The sequence below is a fragment of the Vibrio sp. NC2 genome, from assembly GCF_025195005.1.
Classification (GTDB): Bacteria; Pseudomonadota; Gammaproteobacteria; order Enterobacterales; family Vibrionaceae; genus Vibrio; species Vibrio splendidus.
Genome location: NZ_JANVFC010000002.1, coordinates 37,779 through 63,923, shown reverse-complemented (window position 1 = coordinate 63,923; position 26,145 = coordinate 37,779). Strand labels below are relative to the sequence as shown.

Annotated in this window: 29 protein-coding genes; 5 read left to right on the top strand and 24 right to left on the bottom strand. The window is 43.6% G+C overall.

Going from position 1 to position 26,145, the window contains the following annotated elements:
- Positions 1–162: 162 nt before the first annotated feature.
- The gene (locus NX845_RS04025; protein WP_017079268.1) at positions 163–1,314 is read left to right on the top strand and encodes an MFS transporter; all 1,152 of its coding nucleotides are present in this window, start codon (positions 163–165) and stop codon (positions 1,312–1,314) included.
- Positions 1,315–1,478: 164 nt separating this feature from the next.
- On the opposite strand, the gene NX845_RS04020 is transcribed toward NX845_RS04025, so the two are convergent.
- From NX845_RS04020 to NX845_RS04010, 3 genes are all read right to left on the bottom strand, one after another.
- Positions 1,479–1,814 (bottom strand): winged helix-turn-helix domain-containing protein, encoded by a 336-nt coding sequence (locus tag NX845_RS04020; protein WP_017079269.1) that lies wholly within the window; start codon positions 1,812–1,814, stop codon positions 1,479–1,481.
- A gap of 176 nt (positions 1,815–1,990) precedes the next feature.
- Entirely contained in the window at positions 1,991–2,338 is a 348-nt protein-coding gene (locus tag NX845_RS04015) for a winged helix-turn-helix domain-containing protein (protein ID WP_029406053.1), read from the bottom strand.
- 129 nt (positions 2,339–2,467) lie between these two features.
- Entirely contained in the window at positions 2,468–3,361 is an 894-nt protein-coding gene (locus NX845_RS04010; RefSeq protein ID WP_017079271.1) for a helix-turn-helix transcriptional regulator, read from the bottom strand.
- Between the two features lie 50 nt (positions 3,362–3,411).
- On the opposite strand from NX845_RS04010, the gene NX845_RS04005 reads away from it, so the two are divergent.
- Positions 3,412–4,809: an MATE family efflux transporter gene (locus NX845_RS04005; RefSeq protein WP_017079272.1), complete on the top strand. Its 1,398-nt coding sequence runs from the start codon at positions 3,412–3,414 to the stop codon at positions 4,807–4,809.
- A 150-nt stretch (positions 4,810–4,959) separates the two neighbouring features.
- Here the strand turns inward: NX845_RS04005 and NX845_RS04000 are convergent, their stop codons facing one another.
- Both NX845_RS04000 and NX845_RS03995 read right to left on the bottom strand, forming a co-directional pair.
- Positions 4,960–5,355, bottom strand: coding sequence for a nitrous oxide-stimulated promoter family protein (locus NX845_RS04000; RefSeq protein WP_017079273.1), 396 nt, complete (start codon positions 5,353–5,355; stop codon positions 4,960–4,962).
- A gap of 2 nt (positions 5,356–5,357) precedes the next feature.
- A complete protein-coding gene (locus tag NX845_RS03995; RefSeq protein WP_065682503.1) occupies positions 5,358–5,873 on the bottom strand; it encodes a GNAT family N-acetyltransferase in 516 nt (171 codons plus the stop codon).
- A 97-nt stretch (positions 5,874–5,970) separates the two neighbouring features.
- Between NX845_RS03995 and NX845_RS03990 the strand changes: the two genes are divergently transcribed.
- A complete protein-coding gene (locus NX845_RS03990; protein WP_065682502.1) occupies positions 5,971–6,213 on the top strand; it encodes a DUF2986 domain-containing protein in 243 nt (80 codons plus the stop codon).
- A 151-nt stretch (positions 6,214–6,364) separates the two neighbouring features.
- Here NX845_RS03990 and NX845_RS03985 read toward each other — a convergent pair whose 3' ends face one another.
- The 9 genes from NX845_RS03985 to NX845_RS03945 form a co-directional block, all read right to left on the bottom strand.
- On the bottom strand, positions 6,365–7,288 hold the full coding sequence (locus tag NX845_RS03985) for an ABC transporter substrate-binding protein (protein ID WP_260256553.1): 924 nt from the start codon (positions 7,286–7,288) through the stop codon (positions 6,365–6,367).
- A gap of 2 nt (positions 7,289–7,290) precedes the next feature.
- A complete protein-coding gene (locus tag NX845_RS03980) occupies positions 7,291–8,166 on the bottom strand; it encodes a metal ABC transporter permease (RefSeq protein ID WP_017095751.1) in 876 nt (291 codons plus the stop codon).
- Complete coding sequence (locus NX845_RS03975; RefSeq protein WP_065682500.1) at positions 8,166–8,900, bottom strand: metal ABC transporter ATP-binding protein; 735 nt, start codon at positions 8,898–8,900, stop codon at positions 8,166–8,168. Before NX845_RS03975 ends, NX845_RS03980 begins: the two co-directional genes overlap by 1 nt.
- Positions 8,900–9,835: a metal ABC transporter solute-binding protein, Zn/Mn family gene (locus tag NX845_RS03970; protein WP_065682499.1), complete on the bottom strand. Its 936-nt coding sequence runs from the start codon at positions 9,833–9,835 to the stop codon at positions 8,900–8,902. Before NX845_RS03970 ends, NX845_RS03975 begins: the two co-directional genes overlap by 1 nt.
- Before the next feature lie 45 nt (positions 9,836–9,880).
- Positions 9,881–10,474 carry a DUF6162 family protein gene (locus tag NX845_RS03965; protein WP_065682498.1) on the bottom strand — a complete coding sequence of 198 codons (594 nt, stop codon included), beginning with the start codon at positions 10,472–10,474 and terminating at the stop codon, positions 9,881–9,883.
- Positions 10,471–10,806, bottom strand: coding sequence for a hypothetical protein (locus tag NX845_RS03960; protein WP_065682497.1), 336 nt, complete (start codon positions 10,804–10,806; stop codon positions 10,471–10,473). Before NX845_RS03960 ends, NX845_RS03965 begins: the two co-directional genes overlap by 4 nt.
- 115 nt (positions 10,807–10,921) lie before the next feature.
- The gene (locus tag NX845_RS03955) at positions 10,922–11,758 is read right to left on the bottom strand and encodes a DUF4198 domain-containing protein (RefSeq protein ID WP_065682496.1); all 837 of its coding nucleotides are present in this window, start codon (positions 11,756–11,758) and stop codon (positions 10,922–10,924) included.
- A 100-nt stretch (positions 11,759–11,858) separates the two neighbouring features.
- Entirely contained in the window at positions 11,859–12,377 is a 519-nt protein-coding gene (locus tag NX845_RS03950) for a DUF2271 domain-containing protein (RefSeq protein WP_017093561.1), read from the bottom strand.
- 97 nt (positions 12,378–12,474) lie between these two features.
- Complete coding sequence (locus NX845_RS03945) at positions 12,475–13,104, bottom strand: PepSY-associated TM helix domain-containing protein (RefSeq protein ID WP_017095756.1); 630 nt, start codon at positions 13,102–13,104, stop codon at positions 12,475–12,477.
- A 416-nt stretch (positions 13,105–13,520) separates the two neighbouring features.
- Between NX845_RS03945 and NX845_RS03940 the strand changes: the two genes are divergently transcribed.
- Positions 13,521–13,841: a hypothetical protein gene (locus NX845_RS03940; protein ID WP_102482660.1), complete on the top strand. Its 321-nt coding sequence runs from the start codon at positions 13,521–13,523 to the stop codon at positions 13,839–13,841.
- A gap of 166 nt (positions 13,842–14,007) precedes the next feature.
- Here the strand turns inward: NX845_RS03940 and NX845_RS03935 are convergent, their stop codons facing one another.
- The 7 genes from NX845_RS03935 to NX845_RS03905 form a co-directional block, all read right to left on the bottom strand.
- The gene (locus tag NX845_RS03935; RefSeq protein ID WP_017081050.1) at positions 14,008–15,186 is read right to left on the bottom strand and encodes a lipopolysaccharide assembly protein LapB; all 1,179 of its coding nucleotides are present in this window, start codon (positions 15,184–15,186) and stop codon (positions 14,008–14,010) included.
- Positions 15,183–15,803 carry an energy transducer TonB gene (locus NX845_RS03930; RefSeq protein WP_017093558.1) on the bottom strand — a complete coding sequence of 207 codons (621 nt, stop codon included), beginning with the start codon at positions 15,801–15,803 and terminating at the stop codon, positions 15,183–15,185. The genes NX845_RS03935 and NX845_RS03930 overlap by 4 nt, the downstream gene beginning before the upstream one ends.
- A gap of 19 nt (positions 15,804–15,822) precedes the next feature.
- On the bottom strand, positions 15,823–16,227 hold the full coding sequence (locus NX845_RS03925) for a biopolymer transporter ExbD (protein ID WP_004731145.1): 405 nt from the start codon (positions 16,225–16,227) through the stop codon (positions 15,823–15,825).
- Complete coding sequence (locus NX845_RS03920) at positions 16,224–16,784, bottom strand: MotA/TolQ/ExbB proton channel family protein (protein WP_017081048.1); 561 nt, start codon at positions 16,782–16,784, stop codon at positions 16,224–16,226. Before NX845_RS03920 ends, NX845_RS03925 begins: the two co-directional genes overlap by 4 nt.
- Positions 16,784–18,160, bottom strand: coding sequence for a MotA/TolQ/ExbB proton channel family protein (locus tag NX845_RS03915; RefSeq protein ID WP_017081047.1), 1,377 nt, complete (start codon positions 18,158–18,160; stop codon positions 16,784–16,786). Before NX845_RS03915 ends, NX845_RS03920 begins: the two co-directional genes overlap by 1 nt.
- Positions 18,160–18,927: a DUF3450 domain-containing protein gene (locus NX845_RS03910; protein WP_017095757.1), complete on the bottom strand. Its 768-nt coding sequence runs from the start codon at positions 18,925–18,927 to the stop codon at positions 18,160–18,162. Before NX845_RS03910 ends, NX845_RS03915 begins: the two co-directional genes overlap by 1 nt.
- 179 nt (positions 18,928–19,106) lie before the next feature.
- Entirely contained in the window at positions 19,107–21,203 is a 2,097-nt protein-coding gene (locus tag NX845_RS03905) for a TonB-dependent siderophore receptor (protein WP_065682495.1), read from the bottom strand.
- A 548-nt stretch (positions 21,204–21,751) separates the two neighbouring features.
- On the opposite strand from NX845_RS03905, the gene NX845_RS03900 reads away from it, so the two are divergent.
- Complete coding sequence (locus NX845_RS03900) at positions 21,752–23,056, top strand: dicarboxylate/amino acid:cation symporter (RefSeq protein WP_065682494.1); 1,305 nt, start codon at positions 21,752–21,754, stop codon at positions 23,054–23,056.
- Positions 23,057–23,292: 236 nt separating this feature from the next.
- On the opposite strand, the gene NX845_RS03895 is transcribed toward NX845_RS03900, so the two are convergent.
- From NX845_RS03895 to NX845_RS03885, 3 genes are all read right to left on the bottom strand, one after another.
- Complete coding sequence (locus tag NX845_RS03895; RefSeq protein WP_065682493.1) at positions 23,293–24,678, bottom strand: sensor histidine kinase; 1,386 nt, start codon at positions 24,676–24,678, stop codon at positions 23,293–23,295.
- Positions 24,675–25,340, bottom strand: a complete 666-nt coding sequence (locus NX845_RS03890; RefSeq protein ID WP_017079290.1) for a response regulator transcription factor — start codon at positions 25,338–25,340, stop codon at positions 24,675–24,677. Before NX845_RS03890 ends, NX845_RS03895 begins: the two co-directional genes overlap by 4 nt.
- A gap of 80 nt (positions 25,341–25,420) precedes the next feature.
- On the bottom strand, positions 25,421–25,894 hold the full coding sequence (locus tag NX845_RS03885) for an NYN domain-containing protein (RefSeq protein ID WP_004731130.1): 474 nt from the start codon (positions 25,892–25,894) through the stop codon (positions 25,421–25,423).
- Between the last annotated feature and the right edge of the window lie 251 nt (positions 25,895–26,145).

Below are 26,145 nucleotides of genomic sequence, written 5' to 3'. Positions count from 1 at the left end.
AAACATCGCGAAAACATGAAATATCACAACGGTATTTTAGCCAACAAACACGATAAATTTCTTTTATCTTAACGACCATTTTTATTCGTTTTACCCAATTCAGTTTCTCCCCCATAGTCGCGGAAAATTCATCGTTTCTTTTACTATTTAGAGGCTCCTGCATTGGACAACATCCAACCAACAACTCGCATAACTGTTCCTGTTATTGCATTGTCTTTTTACGCGATCGCTTCAGGCTACTTAATGAGTTCATTACCATTAATGCTGTCTGAATATGGCTTAGACAGCAATCTATCGAGTTGGTTGGCGAGTGCCTTTTATGCAGGTCTTTTAGCGGGTACGTTATTGATTGAGCGTGCGATCGCTCGCGTTGGTCACAAAGACGCGTTCGTCATTGCACTTAGCGTATTTATCGCCACGATTCTTGTATTACCGTTGGCGCCACATCAATCAGTTTGGTTGTTGGCTCGTTTCGTCGCGGGTGTCTCAGTCGCTGGGATCTTTGTGATTGTGGAATCTTGGCTAATGAGCGGTGAAGAATCTCAACGTGCGAAACGTTTAGGGGTTTACATGTGTTCGTTATATGGCGGTTCGGCCGTTGGTCAACTTGGCATCGGATACCTTGGTATTACGGGTGGCGTGCCTTTCATTGCAATGTTCACCCTGCTGTTTGGAGCAATCATTGTATTGATGTACGGACAAGCAACAGCACCACAAATTCACGATGCGCAGTCTTTATCACTGAAACAAATCAGTAAGCTAAGCCACAGCGCTTTGATTGGCTGTATTGTATCCGGGTTAACACTTGGGTCTATTTATGGCTTGATGCCTGTAGAACTCGCTCAGCGCAACATCGCACACCAAGACATTGGCGGTTTGATGGCGTTAGTGATTATGGGTGGTATGGCCGTTCAACCGATGGTGACGTGGTTATCTCATCACATAGGACAAGTGTTATTAATGGCTCTGTTCTGCCTACTAGGGGTTGCAAGCATTGGTGTGCTCACTATCAACCATGATTTTTACGTTCTTGGTATGAGCTTGTTTGTGTTAGGTATGGCGACATTTGCACTTTACCCAATTGCGATTAACTTGGGTTGTCGCAATTTAGACCCGAGCTACTTAGTTTCAGTGACTCAAGTTATGTTGTTGTGTTACAGCATCGGCTCTGTAGCAGGGCCATTGGTTGCGGATAGCTTTATGGATTCACAAGCAGGATTATTCACTTACCTGTTCGCGTCTCTACTCGCTACAACCATCTACATGCTAATTGCTAGCCTAAAGCGTTCTCCTCTACAGATTGCAGGCGAGTAAATCAAATAGGCAGGCACAAGAACGGTATCACTAGGGCTCTTAGTTATGACTTCCCGTCTAAATTAAGAGCCCTTTTTGTTTTATGTCGTCTGGAGGAAAGAGCGACAAAAAACCAATAACAAATAGCAATAACAAATAGCAATAAAATCTATTATTTCAAATGGTTAAGGTTGAAATACGTAACCTTCACCAGTAATCGTGATGATTAATCCGTCTCCGAATAGTGATCTTATTTCAGATATCGCAACAATCACAGATGAGTTGGTCACTTTCTCACTTTCCCAGCCAATCTTCTTTAATTGGCCAACACTGAACAATTCACCTCGATGTCGATTCATAAATAAAATGATCTTTCGGTACGCTAAAGGCATGGTAGCCAGTACGTAACCATTTTCAACATTGCGAATGAGTTTGGTGTTGAGTTCAACAATTTTACCGTTTAGTTCAAGTACTACGTTGTTTTCAGAGTGGTTCGTTTCTATTGCAGGATAAGAGTCCATTTTTATATCATTCCCTTACTATATAGCCAGCGACAAAGTCAGATTCATTCATATTTATATAACGTCGCTTATAAGTGGACGTTTTAGAATTGACGATAATCAATGGAACTCGTACGGTAAAGAGATTAAATTTTTATTATTAATATATTAACAGGATATCAATAGAAGATTATTTATTACTCCATGACATACCCTTCGTTGGAAACAGTTTGTATACAACGGCAGTCAAGAATCCTCCTTATCTCGTAAATAGCAACCAACACAGATGCAGATGTCACCGTTTTACCTGCCCAGCCTACACGCTTCAAAATTTGCTTGCTCACCACTTGGCCTCTGTTCAAGTAAAGATAGAAAAGTACTTTACGATGAGGCTCAGCAAGCGTTCCTATTATTGAACCACAACCCTGCTTGCGTACGATTTTAGTGCCTGATTGAAACTCTTTATTGTTTAAAATGAGCTTCGACGGAAGAGCTAAATCATCCGTCTCACTGATAACTTGGTGCATTAATTCCTCGTGTTGCATAAGCAGTCGTCTCTGAGATATTTCCAATACTATCGAATAGAGCAAAAATACTAAATTGATAGATAGCTCAATACAGTAATATTACTGCAAAGCTTGATCTTGCGTAATTGATCGAGGAAATAAGCAAGGCTAACCAAGAAGTCGATGGCTTTTTCGATACTGGCTGGGTGACAGACCAAAATGCTTTTTGAAACGATGTGAAAAGTTATAAGGATCTTTGTAGCCCAATCGATTAGCAATCATAGAGACTGACCAATCTTGATATTTCAGCAAACTGGTGGCTTTATCCATGCGTAATTGAATCAATTTACTGCGTGGTGAGAGGTTGAATAGCGTCTTGGTGACTCTATTTAGCTGCTCTTCACTGATGAACACCCTTTCGGCCATCCCTGCCACTGTCCATGGCTGGTGCAGACTGCTTTCAATCTCGTTATAGAGCGCTTGAACACGTGCGGTGGTGCTGGTCGATTTGGGTTCAAACCCCGTCAACGTTCGGATGATTTCACTCAAAAGCAACTTACGGTAACTGGCTCTACCGCCTATCTCAAAGTAAACCAAGTTCATTAATGACCAGATCTGCTCACACTCTCCGAACGGCACTATCCCCTGACCTAAACTTGCTATGTGCTGCCATTGCTGCGTATCAGGCGTCAGCATCCACGCCATTTTCCAATAATTATATTGAGGATCGAGTTCAAAACGAAATGGGGTTTCGGCAGGAAGAACCACCAGCGTATAAGGCGTAATCGCTTGTACCGAGGTTGAAGTGGTTAGAATTCCACCCCCTTCTTGAGTAAAAATCAACGTATGAACATTGACGGATTCTCGCTCAACCCAATAACCATCGTATAGCTTTGCCATACCGCCCATATAGACACCAAAGCTTTTCATCTCTGGGATATCTTCAACGGTCAAAAAACGTTCTTTGCACTGTTCGGCAAGAAAAACGTCATCGTGCCAAGTGGATTTTGGCTTCATTGATTCAATGACGGATTCGCACAGGTTTTGTTGTTTTTTAAACATGTTGTTACTTCGCTCAAAACACTATAGTTCTGCCATAAATCGGAGAGCTTATGACAACTAACATCAACCCTAACTCATCTATGAATAACAAGCCAGAGAGCATCTTACCTCGTATCGTTAAACTTGGTTTACCTGTTGCTTTGCAAAGTGCGCTTGTCGCTATTCTTGCCCTTGCTGACGTATTAATGGTCAGTGATTATGGTATGGAAGCAGCTGCAGCTGTGGGAATTGCGTCAAAATGGCACTTCGTTGCTATTATGATTATGGCAGGGTTGGCCTCAGCAAACGGTACATTAGTCGCTCAATACTGGGGAAAGAATGACCGAAAAAGCGCACGAACAGTATCCTCGATTGCGATGATATTTGGCTTAAAAGTTCTGTTGCCTGTTACTGCAATCATCACTCTTGGTTCTCAGTTTTTAATGATGTTGCAAACCAGCGATCAAACCGTGATTGAACTTGGCGCGACTTACCTATGGTATGGCTTCCCTGTTCTACTTCTGACTCACATTGTTGTCGTGGTAGAAGCAAGCATGCGCTCGTCAGGTGACACCGTAACTCCGCTATTATTAGGCGGCGTTACCATCGCACTCAACATAGCGCTTAACTTCATTCTTATTAAAGGTGCTTTCGGCATTCCAGCAATGGGCGTAGCAGGTGCGGCATTGGCAACAACCTTAGCGCGATTGATTCAAGTGGGCTTGATGTATAGCTACATGCGTATGCGTAAACATTGGCTATTAACGACGCCGAGTTCACCACATCGCCCGTCATTGTGGTTGTCTTACCGTCGCATTGCTTTGCCGTTGACGATGAATGCTGTGTTGTGGGCAATGGGTACCATGGCATATCAAATGATTTTCGGTCACATGGGCACGACTGAGCTTGCGGTGTTTTCGATGCTCGCACCATTTGAATCGCTGTGTTACTCGATCTTCTTTGGTATCTCAGTGGCGTGTTCTGTTTTGTTAGGGCATTCATTAGGCCGTGATGAATTTGATGACGCGATGAGCATGGGTCTAACATTCATTAAAGCCGTCGTTGGGTTTGGCGCGGTCGTTGGGTTGCTACTGTTTATGGGTAAAGAACATGTTCTATCATGGCTAAACCTTTCTACCGATGCATTGTACCCACTCGCTGCACCTGCAATGACTATTATGTGTTTTGCAGTAGTCATTCGTATGCTCAACATGGTGATCATTAACGGTATTATTCGCGCTGGTGGTGATAACGCTTTTTGCCTGCGAATGGATTTCATCGCGATGTGGATGGTGGGTATTCCAGTATGTGTTTACGGTGCGTTTGTCGCTGGATGGGATTTCAAATACATCTATGGTTTGATGTTGGTAGAAGAAGTGGTGAAGTTAGCTATATGCTCGCACCGATACTTGAGCCGACGCTGGATCAACAACCTTACAGTGACCTACGACGAGCCTCAAGCGGCATAAGTTACCGGTCTACCTAGCGAACCTACTAGCTACCTAGCTGCATTCAAGCTTAGATAGAAGTGTATCTACATCAAAAAGGTCTGAGTAATCAGACCTTTTTTGCTTCGATTACTTTCACATTACACATACTTTCACACAGTAAACAATGTGTTACTTCTTATTCATTCGGATATGGCGGTTCGACACATTCGGCAATGGCTTCTCTGGCACTTTCCGCTTCTCATGTATCAAATGTCGTATCGCTAAAATCGGATGCTTGAGTAGCATTCTTGGCCCAGCATATCGCATCACTAAACGCATCTGCTCTTTAGGGTCAGGCTTATAGCAATGAATCGGACACTTATTGCAGGTTGGCTTCGCCTCGCCATAAGGACAGCGATCAAGTCTTGTTTCAGCATAACGCAACAGTTGCTCGCACTCTTCACATAACGCGTTGTCCAAACGAACAGCACCGTGATGATCTTTGCAATAGATGTGCACCATAGCAATAACAGTTTTGTACTCGGTTGCGAGTTCGCCTTGAAGAATGTTGTTATGTTGAAACATGATTAATTACTCAGTGATAGACCGTACAGGTTGAGATTGACGCTTTCATTGATCGCCTCTTCAACTCGCTCAAACACAAAACCCAACTTAGTCAGCAGTGCGATGCTTCGAATATTATCAGAGGTCGTGATGGCAACTATATGATCGATATCAGCATTATGTTGAGCTTGTTCAATTATCGCTTGTGCCGCTTCCTTTGCATAACCTTGGCCATAGACTTCAGGTACAAAACCATAACCAATATCATGCGCCTCTAGTGTGTCTCTTTTAATCAAACCACAGACACCGATTGGCGTTGAAGACTCTTTAATCTCGACCATCAGTAAACACACACCCTTCTCTCTATACATCTTAAGAATGTTATTTTCGATGTATTCAATAGCCTTGCCAGTATCTGTGATTTCCTTGTCTCCGATGTAACGTAAGAAATCTTCTGAGCTATATAATCGCTGAATAAACGCCGCATCTTGAGGTGCGATCATTCTTAATCGTAAGCGTGCGGTTTCGACTGCCTGCATAGTGATATTTTCCTTGCTGGATAGCATGTAAATATTGAGTTCTAGATCTAAAATGATTATCCTCCACCGCATAAACTAAATACAAGGCTATGCAGCAATGAACCGTAAGAAAAAAATCAATCAAATTCTAAAGAAAAGACAGAAACAGGCGACGTCTAAACTGCATGGTAGCAACAAGCCTCGCTATATTTCTAAAGCTGACCGCGCAAAAATGGAAGCTGAAGAGCAAGCGAAAGCCGCTCAAGAGCAAGCTGAAGGGACAGTTGAAGGCACAGTTGAAGCTTCTGTTGAATCGGAAGAAGCGGGTATCGAAACTAAAGAGACAAAAGCTGCAGAGTAAATTTTAGCTCGCAGCACTCTTGCCCAGCACTCTGAACCAAAACTCAGACTAGAGCCAACGGACAAGAACAAAAAAGGCAGCCTCTATTTGGGCTGCTTTTTTGATCGCATTTGTTGAACGAGCGGTTTATTAGCTAACTTATTTTAGCCACTTAGCCTTTGAAAGGCTCAACTTCCCAGCGAGCAAATGGCGCTTTTGCGTTAATCCCTGCTCTTCCCCAACGGTCTACGGAATCAACAACAAGAATTCGCTCATTCGGTACCAGTGACTTAATCAACGTCGTTGGCTTTTTCGCTGTGACTAACCAGAGTGCATCGTCTTCTGAAAACATGGCTTTGAGTTTCGCTTTGTCTTGCTCTGTCCATTCCAGTTCAGCTTTGAACATGCGCTCTTCAACAAAAAGTTGGCTACCAGAAGCAAAATCTTCCAAGCTTTCTGAAAGCAACAATACTGAATCTACGTCGTTATCCAATAACACCGCTTGTTGCTTGTTAATCAGTTCACGAACATCAAGCATCACGCGTTGTAGGTTGCTATCAATGGTCTCAGCTTGCGCCGGCCACAACAACTTAAAGTCATCAGCCACAATTGCCGCCATACGCGTTAGATTGGTTGGGTTTAACCACGCGTATTTAGACACTTCACCATTTGATAACGTCAGCGCAGCGACACCTTGCGCACGCGGTGTAATCGCTTGAGCAGCATCAACCTCAACCAAACGGATGTTGCCTTGTCTTGCGTATACAAATGTAGGATCAGCTTGCCAGATAGATGACAGCGTTAGTGCAACAGTCGCCTTTTCACCTGACTTAAGCACCTTACTTGCGCCCTTAGTGCCAAACCAATTAGGCAAGCGATCAATACCGTAGCGTTTTGGTGGTAGGTATTCAGTGGTAATGTCTGTGCCTCTGGTTAGCTCAGTCGCCAACGCGTAGGTCACCGGCGTACTGGTTAGGATATCTTCAGCATTAACATTGAGAGACACCAATGAGCCAACCAACAACAGACTACTAAGTGCACTCACTTGAGCCGCTGCTTTCACTGAGATTGAGATACGGTTCATTAAAGAAGTCATGATTATGCCTTTCTTATAATTCGGTATAGCGTCGCCGCTAGGAAAAAGGTCGCAGAAACGATGATGATTGAAGCGCCCGAAGGTACTGGTAGTTTCAATTCCATAGGTAAGACGGTTCCAACTAAACACGCGACCGTTGCCAGCAACGCAGAAAGCAAAACAAAGCTGCCCATGCGTTTTGTCAACAGTCGAGCCGTCGCGCCTGGGATGAGCAGTAATGCCCCAACAAGAACCGCCCCCACGATCTTCACTGCTGCAATCGTCACTAAGGTGATCATCATGACAAACAAGTAGTCATAAAAGCTGGTGTTATAGCCACGAACCTTGGCAATATCAGGGCTAATACAAGTGAGAAGAATACGGTTGAACGTCGGTATCAAGAGCAAAATGATGAGTGCGCAGCTGCCTGCGAGGATTGCTAAGTCTTGATCTGTTACCGTGAGAATCGAGCCAAACAGCACGTTTTCAAGCATGTGAATGTTGATCTTACGCGCCACGTACATCAACAATGCCGCGCCGACCGCTAAAGCGAGCGCAAGGAAAACGCCGACTAAAGTATCGTATGGCACATTGGTTCTGTTTCTTACAAAATGAAGAAGCAACGCAAAGATCATACAGAAACTGAACAGACCAATAATTGGGTTTTCTGGTGGCTCACCAAGCAAAACACCGATAGCAATACCGGTTAATGCGGCGTGACCTACCGCTTCAGAGAAGAAAGCCAGACGCTTTGCAATCACCAAAGTACCAAGGCCACCTAATAACGGGCCGAGTAATAGCGCCGCAACCAAGGCATTCACCATGAACGCGTACATGAAGCTGTCTGATAACCAACCCGCTTCAACGCCACTTATGGCAAGTTGTCGTAACCAATCCATTACGCAACCTCCTTCGATTTAACGATAGCTGCACCACTGCTGTAGTGCTGGAACAAGCTTTCAATCTTACTTGGGTGTAGTACCTGCTCATTAGGACCACTATCAACCAAGAATCGATTCACAACATGTACATTCGCTTCAAGGCGACGCACTGCAGTTACATCATGATGAACGGCAAGAATGGTGCGACCTTCATCAACGCATTCACGAATTAGAGATTCAAGATAACGAACGCCCTGCTCGTCCATACCTGTGGTCGGCTCGTCTAAAACCAATAAACTTGGGTTATCCAATAAGGCTTGAGCAAACAATACACGTTGTTGCTCACCACCCGATAACTGGCCCATACGGCGGTCGCTACGAGTCGCCATACCCACACGATCCAATTGCGCGAGTGCGAGATCCAATTGCTTAGACTTACGACGCCAAAATAGTGGAATTCGAGTTTGGTTAAGCAACACGAAATCCATGACCGTCAGAGGTAAGCTCGATTCGAAGGTCGCTTTTTGAGGAACGTAACCAATACTTGGCTTTTCTGGCCAATGAATATTGATTTGCCCAGAGAAAGGTGTGAGACCAAGAACAGAGCGCAGCAAAGACGTTTTGCCTCCGCCGTTTGGCCCCATGATCACATGGCACTGACCCGCTTTAAGTTCTAGTGAGATATCGTCAAGAATGACGTTGTTGTCGTATTGCAGACCGAGCCGATTAATTGAAATTGATGGACCTAGCATTATGCATTCCCGCTCTTCGCTTGGTTAGCCGCAGCAAATTTCATGGCTTCGATCAGCGTTTCTAGGTTCTTCTTCATTTCAACTGCGACTTTGTCGTCTTCATATTCACCGTGCGTCATGTGAGAGAAACGGTAAAGCTGAACGCCCGTTTCCGCTTCAATGGTGTCAACAAAACGGTTTGGCATGTTGAGCTCATAGAACAGAACATCAATACCCGATGCGCGGATCTTCTCGATCGTTTCTTGAAGTTGGCTCGCACTCGGTTCAACACCGTGTGCAGGCTCAATCACCGCCGCGACATCCACACCAAATTCTTGAAGGATGTAGCCATACGCATTGTGCGTAGTCGCTACCTTCATGCCTGATGTATCGAGCTCACCTAATGACAACATCGCATCGCGCTTCATAAAGCGAAATTGCTTTGCGTATTTACGTGCATTCTTACGATAAAAAGCCGCGTTGTCTGGGTCGAGCTTAGAGACTTCGCTCGCGATGGTGTAAACCTTTTGAATCGTTGTCGAAAGCCCAACAAACGTATGCGGGTTCACAGCACCTTGACCAACAGACTGGCCTAATGCGGGAAGTAGAGGCACTTCTTTGTTTGCTTCGATCACCACTAAGTCATCACGTTGCGCGGCTGAAATCACTTTAAGCGCGAAATCATCGTGACCAATACCGTTTACCACGATGGCATCCATTTGGCTCAATCGCTTCAAATCATTGGGTTGTGGTAAGTAGTTATGCGGATTAAACCCAGCATCAACCAATGGAAGAATGTTCACTTTGTCACCTACCACGGCTTTTACGTAGCTGTAGTAAGGCTGAAGCGTGATACCAATCGTCAGCTTATCGCTATCGATCTTATATTCTTTTGCCAATGCATTGGGTGTCATTAACACCGCCAATAACGACATCAATAGAGTCATAATTCGCATAGTAAATCTCTTATTATTAGTGAGCATTTTTGTAAGCCGGGTTGTTTAATGAGAAGAAGCATCATGCTGTTCAACTTCTGATTCATTGACGACCATTTTCCAGTCTGCAGATTCCAGTGTGTTCTCATCAAAATTAGTCGGTTGACTTGCGACGCCACCAAAGAAAATCCAGATTTCAGGTGAAACGCTGTTCGCGTTTAAAATAAAGGAGTCCGCAAAGCCATGTTCGCTTTGTGCAGCATATTCACTTGATGTAGCTTGTTCACTTGGTGTAGAAAAGTAGTAACCGTGCTCGTCCAATAACCAAGTATGAGAACCTTTACGTTTCCAACTCTGGTCTTCAACAAATGGCGCGACCCATTCATCTTTAAGTGATACGACACTTGGCCATTCGCCATCAGAGTCCATACGCAGGTCGCGAATCTCTTCATGCGCTAAACGCAGTTCTGACAACATTGCCAAGTTTTCTTGTTCAACATCGGTCACCAGAATTTGATGATCAAGTACCGCTTTTACGTGGGATTCTGCTTGATGAAATGGAATAGCGACCGTAGCAAAGCTCAGAATGAACACAATGATCAGCCCTACCCATTTACCTTCTCTGCCTCCCGTGTCAGCACGTACGCCTTGAATCATCATTTCTCGCTGATCTCTACAACGTCGACTTCAACAGGAAACTCGTGGCCTGAATCAAACACAAGGTAAAACTCAGTATCTGGGTTTGGAAATTCAACAATAGATCGCTTATCGGTCATCTGTTTTGCAATCAAGTTGTCTTCGTAGTCGTACATCTGAACCGCGTAATCAATCGCTTTGCTACCGTCTGAATAGCCCGCTTCGCAAGCCACGGTTTTGCCTTCAAACCAGCAGCTCATTAATGGGAAGTGTGCTTGCGCAGGTAATGCAGCGAAACCAAGTCCCAGGGCTAAGCAAGGAGTTATTAGTGCGTTAAGTTTTGTTTTTATTGTCATGGTTCGTACCCTAGCCACAGTGCAAATTCTCAGTAGTAAACTGAGCGATAAAGGGCTCAAATGAGCCCTTAAGTTTTTGATTTCTTAATCAGGGATCTAGCCCCGACATCACAAATTATTGAAGCAGTGCTTCGAACGTTAGGTGAACGTTCGCGCTTGCTTTGTCTGCCAGTGGGTTGTCAATCAACTCACCTTTGTAGTTCGCTTTCATTACGTAACGACCCGCTACGTCTGGAGTGAACGTGATTTCGCCGTTCTCATCACTCACTACATCAATCTGTTCTTGGTGGTTGCGGTAAAGCGTGCCTTCACGAGTGATTTCCGCTTTCACGTCTTTTTGAATTTCACCGTTGTAGAAGAATTGGAATGTCACCGGTTCGCCTTCAATGATATCTGAAGGGTGCGTTACTGGCTTCATTTCAAGTAGCTTGCCTTCAATTTTGAAGACTGAATCCGATGGCTTACCTACTGTGATGTAGCTTTCTGCACGAGTGAAGCTGATTTGCGTTACCACGTCACGCGACTTTTCAGGAAGAACTGAATCACGTTCCGCTTTGTTTGCTTTGACCCATTTCACTGTGTCACGACGACCCGCTTTGTATTGCGTGTAGTAAGAAGGCTCATTGTTAATCGCAACTTTGTGCGTGCCTTCTTCTTCAAAGTAGAAATCAAAGATTGAACGACGTTTACCGCGAATAACAAAGTTAGGACGCTCGCTGCGACCGTCTGGCATGATGATATGAGCGTTTTCACTGCCTGCTGGCTTATCGAAAACGAACGTACCGTGAGATGCAGTCACGTCGAACGTTAGCCAATCGCCGCCTTCTTTCGATACGGTAAAGTGTGATGGCAAAATCCAGCGTGGGTGAGCTTGTGCCGTTGTCGTCGCTGCTAGGCCGAATGCCATCACACCCGCTAGTGCAAGTGCCTTAATTTTTGTCTGTTTCATCATGTTAAATTCCATTATTTATAATTGTTAGCCGTGTCGCTCTATCTGAGCCTACGATGACGACTGTCTATTCTGTTCAGTTTGCTTTTGCTATTCGCACTTACTATTTAGCGATGTAGTTCAGAGTGATTTCGCCCGTCTCTTCTGTCGCCTTTAGCTCATAAGAAGCATTTACATCCGTTAGCGATACTTTTTGACGAAGGTAGTTACGGCCACCGTGTTCGCGAACAACTTCGATATGAACCGTGTATTCGCCTTGCTCTAGAGCTTGGCCGTCATCGCTCTTACCATCCCAAACGAAACGGTACTGGCCAGCTGGGCGCGTTGCAGAAGTCACTGCATCAACCAATTCACGATCGTAACGCCCAACTTTTCTCCACCAGCTACGTAAGTCTTTAAGCCATTCATCTTTACCGACCCAAAGCTCGATGGTTTTCACTGACTTTCGTTCGCTGTTCTCTACCCACACCGCCACATAAGGACGCGCGTACATAGAGGTATCAATCTTTGGAAGCTTAAAGTTCACATCAAGTTTTGCCGTATCAGGGATCGCTTGTGCCATACCTAGGCTTGGCAAAAGAGATAAAGCAAGAAGCGCCTTGCTCCAGTTCATTTTTTTCATGTTTAACAACCTTTTAAATCCGTTTAACCTTTAGTTCGTTCTTCAAGCTGATTCACTAAACTGACTCATCAGCCTAATTCATCAAGCTAACGAGGGGTTAAGGTACGGCGAAAAAATAGATAGCAAGCGAGATTGCAGACCCAAATACCGTCCATTTAATGGAGGTATTCAGTGTTTTTTTCTTAGGTAACAGTAAGCACACGCCTGTAAGTACAAAGAAGATCATCAGTAGCGCTGTGATATCGATGAACCACTTCCAAACTTCACCGCTGTTACGGCCTTTGTGTAGATCGTTCAAAAGTGCGATAACGCCGTAATTGGTGGTTTCGACTTCCACCATTTCAGACGTCACGTCAACGAACACAGAAGCGTTGTAGCCTGGTCCTTTGAAGTCCATAGACACTTCACCGATGAGCAACTCACCGCCTTCAATCTCGGCGTAGATGTCTAAACCTGAAGGGACGCCAGATAGGTTGGCTTCTTCAAACAGAAATGTCTCAAAGGCCGTTTCGTCGGCTTTTAATCGTCCGTCTTGGATTGAAAATAAACTTGCAGGAAGCGTTAACGTAGACCGTTGGATATTGGGTTGGGTTGATTCAAATAACTCAGGTCGATTAAGGGTGATACCTGTCACTGAGAAGAAAAGAACAACGAACAGAAGCGCCATTGAGATATAAACATGAAGTCGACGAGCCCATGATTGAACCGCCCTACTTTTTAACGACATACAAACCAATACCTATAAATTTTATGGCGACAATTTAGTTGATAATCATTCGTATTGGCATTCAATTTACATTGTTTACGTTTGCCGAGCAGCGTAAGGAGATTTACATAACATTACATGGGAAGTAATCGAACTGCTTATCTACTCTGTTAACATGTAAATCTTGTTAACGTTTAAAGCTGGCGGTAATAACTGTTTCAAACGTCAATCAAGGGGACAAACGTCAATCTGATTCAACCGAAAGATCATCGATAGAAAGCAATAGGTGGATACACCGTGCATTTAAGAAAGGAAAGCTGGAAGTATTTAGAACTGAGATCACTATCAAGATCATTAACATCACGATCTGTTCAAGAGTAGTTTAAGCTATTGTCTATAAAACGAGCATGGCGATACATGTTTAAAAGGATTTTGAAATGCGTATGATTATTTTAGCTTTTACCATGTTGGTAACGGCTTGTACTAGCCAGATTATCGGCACTGACGAACATATCGAGAGTTATATCGGCTCCAATATTGCCGACGCCCAAAAGTTGTATTTAACGCCTCACTCTCAAGCTGTTTCATTTTGGGAATCGCGCACGTTTGCTTGGGTAGAAACTCAAACCCCACTCAAGAATGGCGAAACACAACATGCTTTCAAAAATCCCTATCGTGACTGCACTATCAACTGGGTTGCTGACCAAAACGGAATGATCATCGCGGGATCGCACAGTGGCGAGATGTGTAGCCCTTAACTTTGCCTTTGCTCATACCTCGATCAAACAGCAAGGCCTAATGAAACACTAAGGCTCAATTTTATTCAATATATAAAAAAGGGTGTCATTTGAACGATCAAATGACACCCTTTTGCTTTTCTTGTTTCTAATGTGCTGTTTCTTGTCTTCTGTTTGCTATGAGCGGTTAGACGTTTCCGTTGTCACTTACCGTTCTAAGCTGAGTCAGGTATTTGATCCAACCTTTCGCCTCAGAAGAGGGCTCAATGTTGTTCGCACGCTTGGCTTGAGCAAGGGCGTTATCAAGATTCTTTAACTTGTACCATGAACGCACTTTCGCTAAAGCAACGTCGGCTTGTTTGTTTTTGTCTTTCACTTTGTCTAAAACAACCAACGCTCGGTCGTAGTAACCTTGCTGAACCAATAGCTGTGCCACATTCCAGTGGTATTGAGTGTCCTTTTTAGAGGCTAACGTCCACACTTCAATGGCATTGTCCCACTCTTTAGCTAGCTGCCAGTAAGTTGCTTGCTCAGCCAGAAGTTGAACGTCACTGTTCGCGTCATCTAACTTACTTATTTCTTCAGCAGCTCGCTCTGGAATACCTCGTTTGGCATAAAGCTGTGCTAATAAACGGCGATCCGAATTTTTAAGCTCAACGCCCTGTAAATCAGCCAGTGCTAACGTGTTCAATGCATCACGATTACGTTCCAATCTTAGCTGAATACCGACAAGTTGACGCCACCAGTTATCTTTCTCTGGTTGAAGTTCAATGAGACTTTCCAGTGTCGGAATAGACTGCTTCCACTGTTTTAACTGAAGCTGTGCGCCCAATTTTAGCGATAGAGGCGACAACTCTGCTTTTGAATTGAATTTGTCTCGATTACCGATGGCAACTAAGACTTTCGACCAGTTTTCAATTTGGTATTCAGCTTGTGCAATTCGCATCCAAAGCGTGTCTTTCTTTTCTTTTTCTGGCGCTGTTTTCACTAACTCGTAATAGTGCGGAAGCGCGTTTTTAAACTGCTGATCGTTCAACAACAAATCAGCCAGCATGCGCTTCGTTATCCAAGCTTGCTCATCAACCAGCAAATTGCTGTCGACCGCATAAGTAAGCTGCTTGATTGCCGTGTCGGTTTTGCCATCTTGCCAGTAAAACACACCCAGCATACGAGCTACGTACGCTTTGTCGTAGCCTTTCGAAAGCTCCAAGCCCGCAAGTACGTCAATCGCCTGTTTAACCTGTTCATCTTGAGCAAGCTTATTCGCCTTTTGAACACGAATAGCAGTATATTGAGTCAGCTCTTTTGCTTGTGTTGTAAGGGGCATTAACAACAAGCCCACTAATATCCATATCTGTTTCATCATTTTGCCAACTTAAACTCTAGTTTCACGGTTTGACCAACCTGAGCTATCGCTTTTCCATCGACGACTTTTGGTTGATATTTCCATTTTTTAAGTGCTCTCATCGCTTCACGTTCAAACATACGACGTGGGTTTGCGTCAGTGACTTGAATATCAACTGGGCGCCCCGTCTCATCGATAGTAAAAGACATAATGACATGACCTTCAGCGCCACGCTTAAGCGCCTTCGCTGGGTAACGAGGTTCTACTCGATACAGAGGCATTGCCTGTTGGTTCGACCCAAAATCAGAAAATGTCGGTGCGTTAATCGCTAAGCCATCAACCGATGTATTCAAATCCAATGACGGCAGTGAAGACATCGAATTCAGAGGCGTAACTTCAGCTTGTGACTGAGACGTTTTCGCTTCCGGTGGCGGCTCTGGCATTTCTGGTTTTTCAGGGACTGCACGTTGTCTTCTTTGGACTTCTTGTTCTTGTTCCACCATCACCATATTGAAACTTAACGTCTCACTATTATCTGGTGATCGTTGGTGGCCATTATCGACCATCCAAGCCATAAAAGAAAACAGAGCTAAGCCCAATGCGCCCGCTAGCGGTAAAGCAAGAAATAGGCGAATCATTTATGAAGATCCTCCAAGATCATCGCTTTTCAGCAGCAAGCGCAATGTTTTTAACACCCGCACCTTTAGCAGCGTCCATCACTTTAACAACCGTACCGTTGTAAGCGTGTTCATCCGCTTGAATAACCAAAGAAGCATCAGGTTGTTCTAGCAACAAGTGTTCTAACGTTGCTTGGACACGTTCAACATCAACAACACGTTTATCGATGAAGATGTCATTCGCTGAAGTGATCGCAACAAAGATGCCCGCATCCTTTTGGCTTACTACGTTAGACGCTTGTGGTCGATTGACTTCAACCCCTGATTCACGAACAAATGAACTGGTCACAATAAAGAAAATAAGCATGATAAATACAATATCAAGCATCGAAGTAAGGTCTATTTGAGCCTCTTCGTTTTTAGAATGACGTCGACCGAGTCTCATCGTTGACTCCTTAAAGATTTTTCTAATTTCAATTCTAAGCGGTTACACACTTTCGCTAAACGAGCGTGAACAAACATGCCCGCTAATGCAGCAACCATACCTGCCATGGTTGGCAGTGTTGCCAACGAGATACCTGAAGCCATCAATTTAGGGTCACTGCTTCCTTGAGTCGCCATGACATCAAAAACAGAGATCATACCGGTTACGGTACCTAACAAGCCCAACATAGGACAAATAGCGACTAACAGCTTAATAAAATTCAAGTTTTGGTTAAGCAAGATACTCGCTTGCCCTAACCAACCTTCACGAATGGCTTTAGCATGCCAAGAAGAGTGATCTTCTCTTTCATGCCACTTTGTAATCCAAACTTGGCGTTGCTTTGGAAAATAGAACGCTAGGTAAAGCACGCGTTCTACCACAAGCACCCAATACACTAGGACAACAGCGGCTAGCCACCACAGGACGAAACCGCCCTGCTCCATAAAGCTTGATAAAGACAGCAGCCAGTCACTCGTTAACCAACTTGCTGGTAATAGAGAACCCGACAAAATATCCATTACGCAGCAGTCCCAACTGGTGAAACAACAGCTTTTGATTCAACCGTCTTTTCTGCCTGTTCAGCAACAAGGCCAATCCCTTGTTTCTCAAGAATATTGCGAATGTTCTCTGATTGAGTGCTAAGAATGTTGTGTGCAAGTAGTAGTGGCATTGCAGCAACAAGACCAAGTACGGTTGTTACAAGCGCCATCGAAATACCACCCGCCATCACTTTAGGGTCGCCATTGCCAAACTGTGTAATCACTTGGAATGTTTCGATCATGCCGGTTACGGTACCCAACAAGCCAAGCATAGGTGCGAGCGCTGCTAGAAGTTTCAGCATCGACAAACCTTTCTCTAGGTGAGTCTGTTCATCAACGACCGCTTCTAATAGACGTAGCTCAAGTGCTTCAACCGTTTGGTTTTGTTCTTTGTTGTAAACCGCAAGAACGCGACCCAGAGGGTTGTCGCCCGCTTGTTCAGGGTGCTTAAGTTGTGCGCGAATTTTCTGACGAGCGATAGCCAAAGAAATACCACGAACCAATGCGATGATTAAACCAATTGCCAACAAGCCAAGAATCACTTTACCAACAACACCACCCGCTTGAAGGCGGTCAGTTAGGCTTGGTTCCAAAGCTAATTGATCTAGCATGAATCCACGGGAGGGATCGACTACCACGTTAGACACTTCGCCATTAGCTAATGTAGAAAGCGACGCCAGTGTTGGACCATTTGATGGCTGCTTCAAGTAAACAATCGCATCTTGGTGCTTAGAGTCCCACCATACGTAACCTGGTTCTGCAACCAAACCAATAGAACCTAGGCGATAAACTTCTGCACTTTCAGTTACTCCCTCATCATTAACAAGAGCAACAGTCGATTTGCTTATCTCCGAGCTCGCTTTGATTTGCTCCATCATGCTTAACCAAAGGCCTGTTAATTGAGACATCGAAGGCAATGATTTAGCGTCCACGATGTCATAAACAGTTTCTGTGTAAACAGCTCGATCGACATTAGTAACGGTGTCAGATAGTTCATGATCGAGATCTTTCGCGTTTTGTCTTACAACTCCAAACAACTCACCTAAGCTACCAGTCTCTAAACGCAGTTTCTCTTCTAAACGAGCCAGTTTATTTTCGTTATCACTGAATGTACTCGTTAGAACGTCTGTCGCGTTTTGAACCGATGTACGTTTCGCATCAAGCTGTGCTTTGATGGCTTTGAGTTCTTGTTCTGTCTTTTTGAAGTCAGCCTCACGCACCACGTTGTGAGAAGCTTGAGTGCGGCTTTCTGATTTTGCTTTATTAACTAGTTGAGCAGTCGTGTCTGATGCAGAGAAAGCAGAAAATGAAATGGACGTAATGCAAAGCAATGCTGCTAATGGCTTAAAGTTCATTACTTAACCTCCGCAACAGTCAAAGAAACAGGTAAAGTGATTAAGCTTGGAGATGCTTGCTTATTAGCAATATCGTACGCTTTGTCCAACTCAGATTTCATCGAAGAATCAAGCTCTTGCCATTGGGCGCTATTTTGGTCCCAAGACCAATATTGAGTACCATTCAAGTTACGAGCGACTAGTGAAATACGTCCAAGATGCAAAACGTCAACTTCAAGTACTTTATCTTTACTTAATTCGACACGGCTTGAATAAGAACTGAGCTTAATACCGTAATCCACTTCAATTTGATACGCCTCTAAGATACGGCGATATTTTTCAGCGTCGCTGACATCAGCACGAGTTATCATCGCTTTCAGCTTTTCAACGCGACGCAGACGGCTCTTTTTCTTGAAAGGAAGATCACTTTCAATAACTTCTTGGAGGCCATCGATCATCTTGTACATTAAAGGCACAACACCTTGACGCGTTAGTTTAATTTCATCGATCTGCCCTTCAATGCTCTGAGCTTCTTGATTCTGGCTTTCAACCAATGCAGCAAGGTGATCGTGATAGATTTCTAGATTTTTCACTTCTTCTTGCAGACGCTCAATCTCAGATTGCAACATTAGAGTCGCTTGTGAGCTTTTATCAATAACCTTTTGGCTCGAAGCCGACGCGTTATTGGTCTTGTTTTGAATTGATTGAGCTTGATCCAAGCTGTTTGCCATAGAAGACGTTGCAACCAAACTGATGGCAAGCGCTAGGCTAGTTTTTAAAAGATTCATAATTGTAGTCATTTACTATAAGAAGAAGGTCAAATGAGTTTTATTGATAAGCAGTCTCATTATCATTAAAAGTCACTCGCATTACTAGGGATATTTTTACTAAATAGCAGAATCACGAAAGGGGAAAGTCGAAACCTTCCCCTTAGTATTTAAGCTATCAATGAAACCCTACAGACAAATTAGTATTTAACCTGCAGTGTTGCCATGTAGTTGCGGCCTTCGCCAATGACTACACCGTCAGCATATACCTGACCATTGATTACATCAGTTGAGCCACCGCCGGCTAAGTAATCCGTATCAAATAGATTCTCAACATTAAACCTAACGATCATATCTAAATCAGCGTCATATTTAAGCGTGTATGCAACACCCATATCAACACGGGTGTAACCGTCTTTTTTGAATGTATTAGCATCATCGCCATAACGTGACCCTTCATAGATAACGCCAACGTTTACATCAGTCGCATTGGTAACAGAGTATTTAGACCAAAGGCTCGCTGAGAACTCAGGAACATCTGCTGGACGGTTACCAGCATAAGTTTCATGATTAACAATTTCAGCATCTAGGTACATAGTAGAGCCACTAAGTGATAGCTGTTCTGTAATAAAGCCCTGAGCTGAAATTTCGGCACCACGGTGATGTTGTTCACCAGATTGTGTCTTAGTGTAATCACCGTTCGACTCTTTAACATCAAGTGCGATGCTATCTTGGGTAATATCAAAAATCGCACCGGAAACGAATAGGCTGTTATCCATAAGCTCCCATTTCGTGCCAGCTTCGTATGACTTACCTACTTTAGCGTCAAGAAGTTCGCCATCATTCGTATAAGTTCGACGACCACTTGAAACCATGCCTTGAGGCTCGAAACTTTCAGAATAAGTTAAATAAACACTACCGTTTTCCGCTGGGTGATAAATAGCACCTAACTTCGGAGAAACATGTTCTTCTGCAACACCATTTGCAACTTTACGATCAAAACGCACGCCCGCTAAAACTTGCCATTGTTCATTTATTGAAATTAGGTCTTGAGCATAAAAACCCCAAGAATCATAAGAACTGAAAGTATGACGGTCATTGCTGCTCAACGTTGGTGTACCCACACTTTCACCAGGAGCAACATCTACTGAGTTATAACCCAATTGGTCGCGCTTGTAGCTATAACCTAACCAGTTTGAGCCAACCAAGAATTGGTGTTCCATACCTACCAACTCAAAGTCACTAACTACGTCTAAATAAGCAGTACGAAAACGCCAATTATCTTGACGATGGCTACCACCATGAGAAACCGTACCAGTTCCATCAGGGTTTAAGTTGTCGAAGCCCGGAAAGCTTTCTACATCAGTACGTTCAAAATCTTGGTAATTAAAGCCAGTACTCAGTCGAATTGAATCAGTAAGGTTAGCATTAACATCGATACCAACATTCTCTACGTCATTTTCAATCTCAGACCATTGAGCGTCCCAAATATGCTTATCGCTACCGACTTGTTTACCATCAACAAATAGTGCACCTGAGTCAACACTTCCATCATCATTCGTACGGTCGTAGTGAAGTGACACAAGTACGTCTTCTGTAACATCATAATCAACGAAAAGACCACCAACTAACCTTTCAGTTTGTGGCTTTGAACCATCACCATATTCGCGCCATGAGCTATAACTTTCTTTAGCTATAACGGTACGAGCTCGCAATGTCTGAGCTTCGTTGAGACTACCACTTACGTCCACTACTGTACGTGAGTGATCATTTGAACCAATATCTTGACTTACACTTACTTGAGTTTCATAAGTTGGTTTCTTAGCTACCATGTTAATCAAACCACCAGGAGCTGACTGACCATAAAGTAGACCTGAAGGACCTTTTACTACTTCAACTCGCTCAAGTAATTCAATAGGTTGACGGTAGTGAGACCAATGTTGTTTGCCATCACGAAGAAAACCCGAAGAACTTTCTAGATCGAACCCACGTAAAGAGAAACGCTCTCGGTTACGGCTTGTACCACCAGCACTAACACTTGCATCGTTTTGTAAAACTTCGCCCAGAGTACTAGCACGTTGTTCATCGATAAGCTGTTCATCAATGATCGAAATTTGTCCCGGAGTCTCTAATTGAGTCGCCTCCATGCGCATTGCTGTTGTGTTTGTGTCGGCCTTGTAACCGTAGTCACGACCTTCAACAACCATGTGCTCGTCTGTTTTTACTGTTTCTGCCAATACTGCTGGTGAAGCTAATACTGCGCCGATCACTAAAGCCAATGGGCTCTTTGAAAACATGTCCTTTACTCCGCTTTTATTCTTTTGTACGAGCACTTTGTTATTTATTCGATGTGCTCGGTTGAACCGTTTCCGGTACCACTGAATCATTTCGGGAGTGAATATAAGTGATAACTATTACCATTTGCATTAAATTTACATTCTTTGCATTCGTAAAGATTTGTAAAGCCCACTGAACGTACACTTTCTTTAGCTCAAAAAAATCAATTCAATACGTTAATTGAGCGTGCAGATCTGTAAACATGAATTCAACATTTCACTATAAGGTCATTGGTCTGATCAATCTAAGCAGCCAAGATCAATACAAATACTGTCTTGTCTTATTTACTACCTTTGAAACGACTGATTGATGTATAAAACCCTCGATAAATGTAAATAAATGGTGAATTATTTTGTTTTTATTTGTTTAATTTACACAATTATCAGTGATTCTGATCACATCTATAATTTCAAACTCATTTTTTGTTTTTCGATTTGATCAACCGACTGCTAATCTCCCGCTCACTTTGAAAAGGTATCAAAGTTATAAATAATAAGGAGTGTTCTAAATGAATACCAAGAAACCTATGTCTCTAACTGGTCGAGTTATCCTCGGTATGGTCGTGGGCATATTAACGGGATTTGCCATTCAATCCCTTTTTGCAGACAGCGGATTTGTTAACAACTACATCGTTAACGGACTCTTTGAAGTAGGCGGACAGATTTTTGTCGCCAGTTTAAAAATGCTTGTTGTGCCACTAGTCTTCGTTTCACTAGTGTGCGGTACAAGCTCTCTTAAAGACTTATCAACTCTTGGCCGTATGGGTGGCAAAACGCTTGCACTTTATATCGGTACTACAGCCGTTGCTATCACTCTAGCACTCACTATCGGTAACCTGTTCCAACCTGGAGCTGGTGCGGATCTTACTGCTGCGAGCTCTTTCAAATCAGCGGATGCCCCTTCTTTGGGCCAAGTAATCATCGACATGTTCCCAACCAACCCTATTCAAGCGATGGCTGAGGGCAGAACGCTGCAAGTTATCGTATTTGCTGTATTGTTTGGTATTGCAATCAGTGCAGCGGGTAAACCTGGCGAGCGTATCGCAGCGGTTTTCTCTGACTTGAACGAAGTGATAATGAAGCTTGTTGCTCTTCTGATGAACCTTGCACCTTACGGTGTGTTCTTTTTGATGGCGAAGCTGTTCTCTGGCCTTGGTTTAGGCGCAATTTGGAACCTGGCTGAATACTTCTTAGTGCTTGCTGGTACCCTACTTCTACACGGTTTGGTTACCTACAGCGCAATGCTTAAAGGATTCACAGGCCTAAGCCCAATTACGTTCTTACGTAAGATGGAAGATGCAATCATGTTTGCATTCTCAACGGCATCTTCAAACGCAACGATTCCAGTAACGATGGAAACGGCTAAAAACCGCATGGGCGTAGACAACAAAGTCGCTTCTTTCACTGTACCACTAGGTGCAACTGTGAACATGGACGGCACTGCTATCATGCAGGGTGTTGCAACGGCATTTATCGCACAGGCATACAACATCGACCTGACCATGGGTGATTACCTTATGGTTATCCTAACAGCGACATTGGCGTCTGTTGGTACTGCAGGTGTTCCAGGTGTAGGTCTTGTTATGCTAGCGATGGTATTGAACCAAGTTGGTCTACCGCTTGAAGGTATCGCGCTTATCATGGGTGTTGACCGCCTTCTTGATATGATTCGTACCGCAGTAAACATCACAGGTGATAGTGCCGTAACTATCATTGTGGCTAAGTCTGAAGGTTCTTTTGACGAAGCTCGCTTCAATGACCCTGCTGCTGGTGAGAAAGAAGAAGAAGTTAAGCTAACACGCCAACAGGCATAATCTAGCTTTTCTGTCGCTCTTACCTTCAAGCTAAGGCGTAATTAATGGCTATGCCTAGCTGATAATCAAAAGCGTATAAACAAAAACGCCACTGCTAATGCAGTGGCGTTTTTTATTGGGCTATGTGTCTAAGTTATATTTCTAAGCTATATTTCTGAGCAATATTTCTAAGCTATGTTTCTTAGCACGCTTTCAGTAATAGTTACCTATGGATCTCGACAGGTAATAACAAGAAGCTAATCAGCGATTGGGAACATAAGGTTCACTCTAAGCCCGCCACCGTCTCTATTCTCAACAGTAACCTGCCCATTCATCACTCCCATGGCTTCCTTCACGATCGCTAGCCCAAGACCGTAACCACCAGACTGTTTATCACGGGCTGACTCTATGCGAGTAAACGGATCGAAAATCCCTGCAATCTTGTTATCAGGAATGCCATGCCCGTCATCTTCTACAGATATGACACTGTAACGTTTATCGGTTAACAGTTCATAGGTAGTCACGACAACATGAGCATTCTCACCCGCATATTTGATCGCGTTACTGACCAAATTACCGATAACTCGCAGGAGTAGCCTTTCATCAACATTAACCATTGATGTCGGCGTCTCTAAATCACCAATCAAAGTTTGATTCGGTTTTAAATCATTTTGCATCTGCGCGATTAGCATCGAACAATAATGCTCAAGGTGCATCAAGCTTGACTTGGAGTCATAGCGAGACGTTTCTAGACGGCTGAATTCAAGTATCTCACCCACCAGCTTGTTCATCTCTTCTGTTTCATTTTCCATTCGTTCTAGCAAACCAATGCTTTTATCATCAACCTTGCCGCGCAGCAGGTGTAGTGCGAGGTTTTGCCTTGCTAATGGTGTTCTTAACTCGTGTGAGACATCACGAATCAAACGACGTTGCTTTTCAGCGAGAGACTTAATCTCTACCGTCATATGATCAAAATCATGAGCAAGTTCGTTGAACTCCCGCGTCGTGGAATTTAACTCAGAAACAACACTGACAGTGAAGTCGCCTTGCGCAAGTCTGCGGCTCGCTTCTCTTAATCTATCCAGCGGCTGCTGCAGGCTTTTCGCCATGATAATTGAGAACAGAGACAACACGATCAAAGCTATTACCGCTTTCAACATGTAAGAATATGGCGCAAAGGATTTAGCCGGGTGAAACTGGTGTGGGAGTTGGATAACCAGTGTTTTACCGTTATTGAGTGGCAGGCCGAATATCGGCTTACTCACACGATCACTAAGTTGGTGATCTAACGTTCTTAAGTATTTGAGCTTAAATTCAAAATGCGGGTGCATGTGACGATGTGTAACTGGTCGATTGTCTTTATCGATGACAAACAGATAATACTGCTGAGCATTGCCCCAATCCGCGAGTTCATCCATGTCCCCTTCTTCAATCAATACATTCGCTTGATAAGCAAGGTCGAGCATTTCCGCTTTAACCGATTCTGGCACTTTAAGCAGCGCTTTCATCAAGGCTCTTTCAGCGACACCTTGTAGGATCAAAATGCTAACTAAAATGACGGTCAGGTAACTGAATAATTGGAAAGTGAGTCCGTCTTTGCGCTTAGCAATAAAATCAGGGCAACGCAGCAGTTTTTTACTCATACTCCTACCGACTCTAGGTAGCTATAACCTTTACCACGAACAGTTTTGATATGTTGCTTCGACAAGCCAGCTTGAACCAATTTTCGGCGTATATTACTGATGTGCATATCTAAATTACGATCGAAAGGACAAAGCTCTTTCTTTAGAACATGGATTTGCAGGTCAGATTTTGAGACGACAATACCGTCATTTTTGACAAGATAATCAAGCAGATCTTTTTCAGTGCCCGTGAGAGGTAAACGAGATAGTTGTTCGCACAAACCGTGATTAGAGGAAGCTAAAGATTGTCTCTGGCGTTCAAAACCGACTCGGCGCAAGATCACCTTAATACGGGTTAGGAGCTCAGGAACATTGAAAGGTTTGGCGATGTACTGGTCGGCTCCAGCTTGGTAGCCATCCAGCATAGAGGCATCGTCGTTTAGTGCAGTCAGCATAAGAATGGGAGTAGCAAAACGCTGACAAATACGCCTTGCCACTTGAATTCCGCTCAAGTTTGGAAGCATTACGTCTAGTAGAACCAAATCGACAGGGTTCGATTGAATAAACTCTAGCGCAGATTCACCACAATGAACGGTATCAACGTGATACCCCTCATTTTCCAATACTTCACCCAGTAACTCACACAACTGGATATCATCATCAACAACTAAAACGCGAGACATTGCATACACCGATAAATAAGAACAGTTTGCATTCTAATTATCGTTATTATTGATTTCAATTATAAAGTGCGGGATTTCCTCTATAGAAGAAAATCTTTTTCAATCGGTACAAATTTTGAGGCAGAATCGATAAGATTTTGAGCAGTTAACCCCGGAACACCATACACTTCAACAGGTTTGCCAAAACGCTCTTTGATTCGCTCTACAAGGATTTCGAAATCACCGTCTCCTGATACCAAAACAATCGTATCAACCGTCTCTGCAAGTTCTATCGCGTCTAACGCAATACCCACATCCCAGTCGCCTTTTGCACTGCCATCTCGGCGCTGAATAAAGGGCTTTAACTTCACATTAAAACCCACACCACGAAGGATATGGTGAAATTGACGCTGCTTTGGATCTTGGCTTGAGATTGCGTAAGCATTAGCTGCCACAACGTTACGCCCTTCCGTGGCAACATACCAAAACTGGTTATAATCAAAGTTAGAACGGTATTTGTCGCGCGTTGTGTAGTAAACGTTCTGAACGTCGACCAAAATTGCTATGTTTTCCATAATTTCATACCTTTAGATTTTCCGTATACCCTATTCTATTCAACTCTAAAATGCGAGCCGCTTTCTTTAATAAAAATGAACTCATTAGCTATGCTTAACGTAGCTATTATTGGCTTGACGTAGCTATTATTAGCTTAACGTAGCTGTTATTGGCTTAACGTCGCTACTATTAGCTTAACGCAGCTGTTATTGACTTAACGTCGCTACTATTAGCTCAACGTAGCTGTTATTCGCTTCACTCAGAGCTTGTT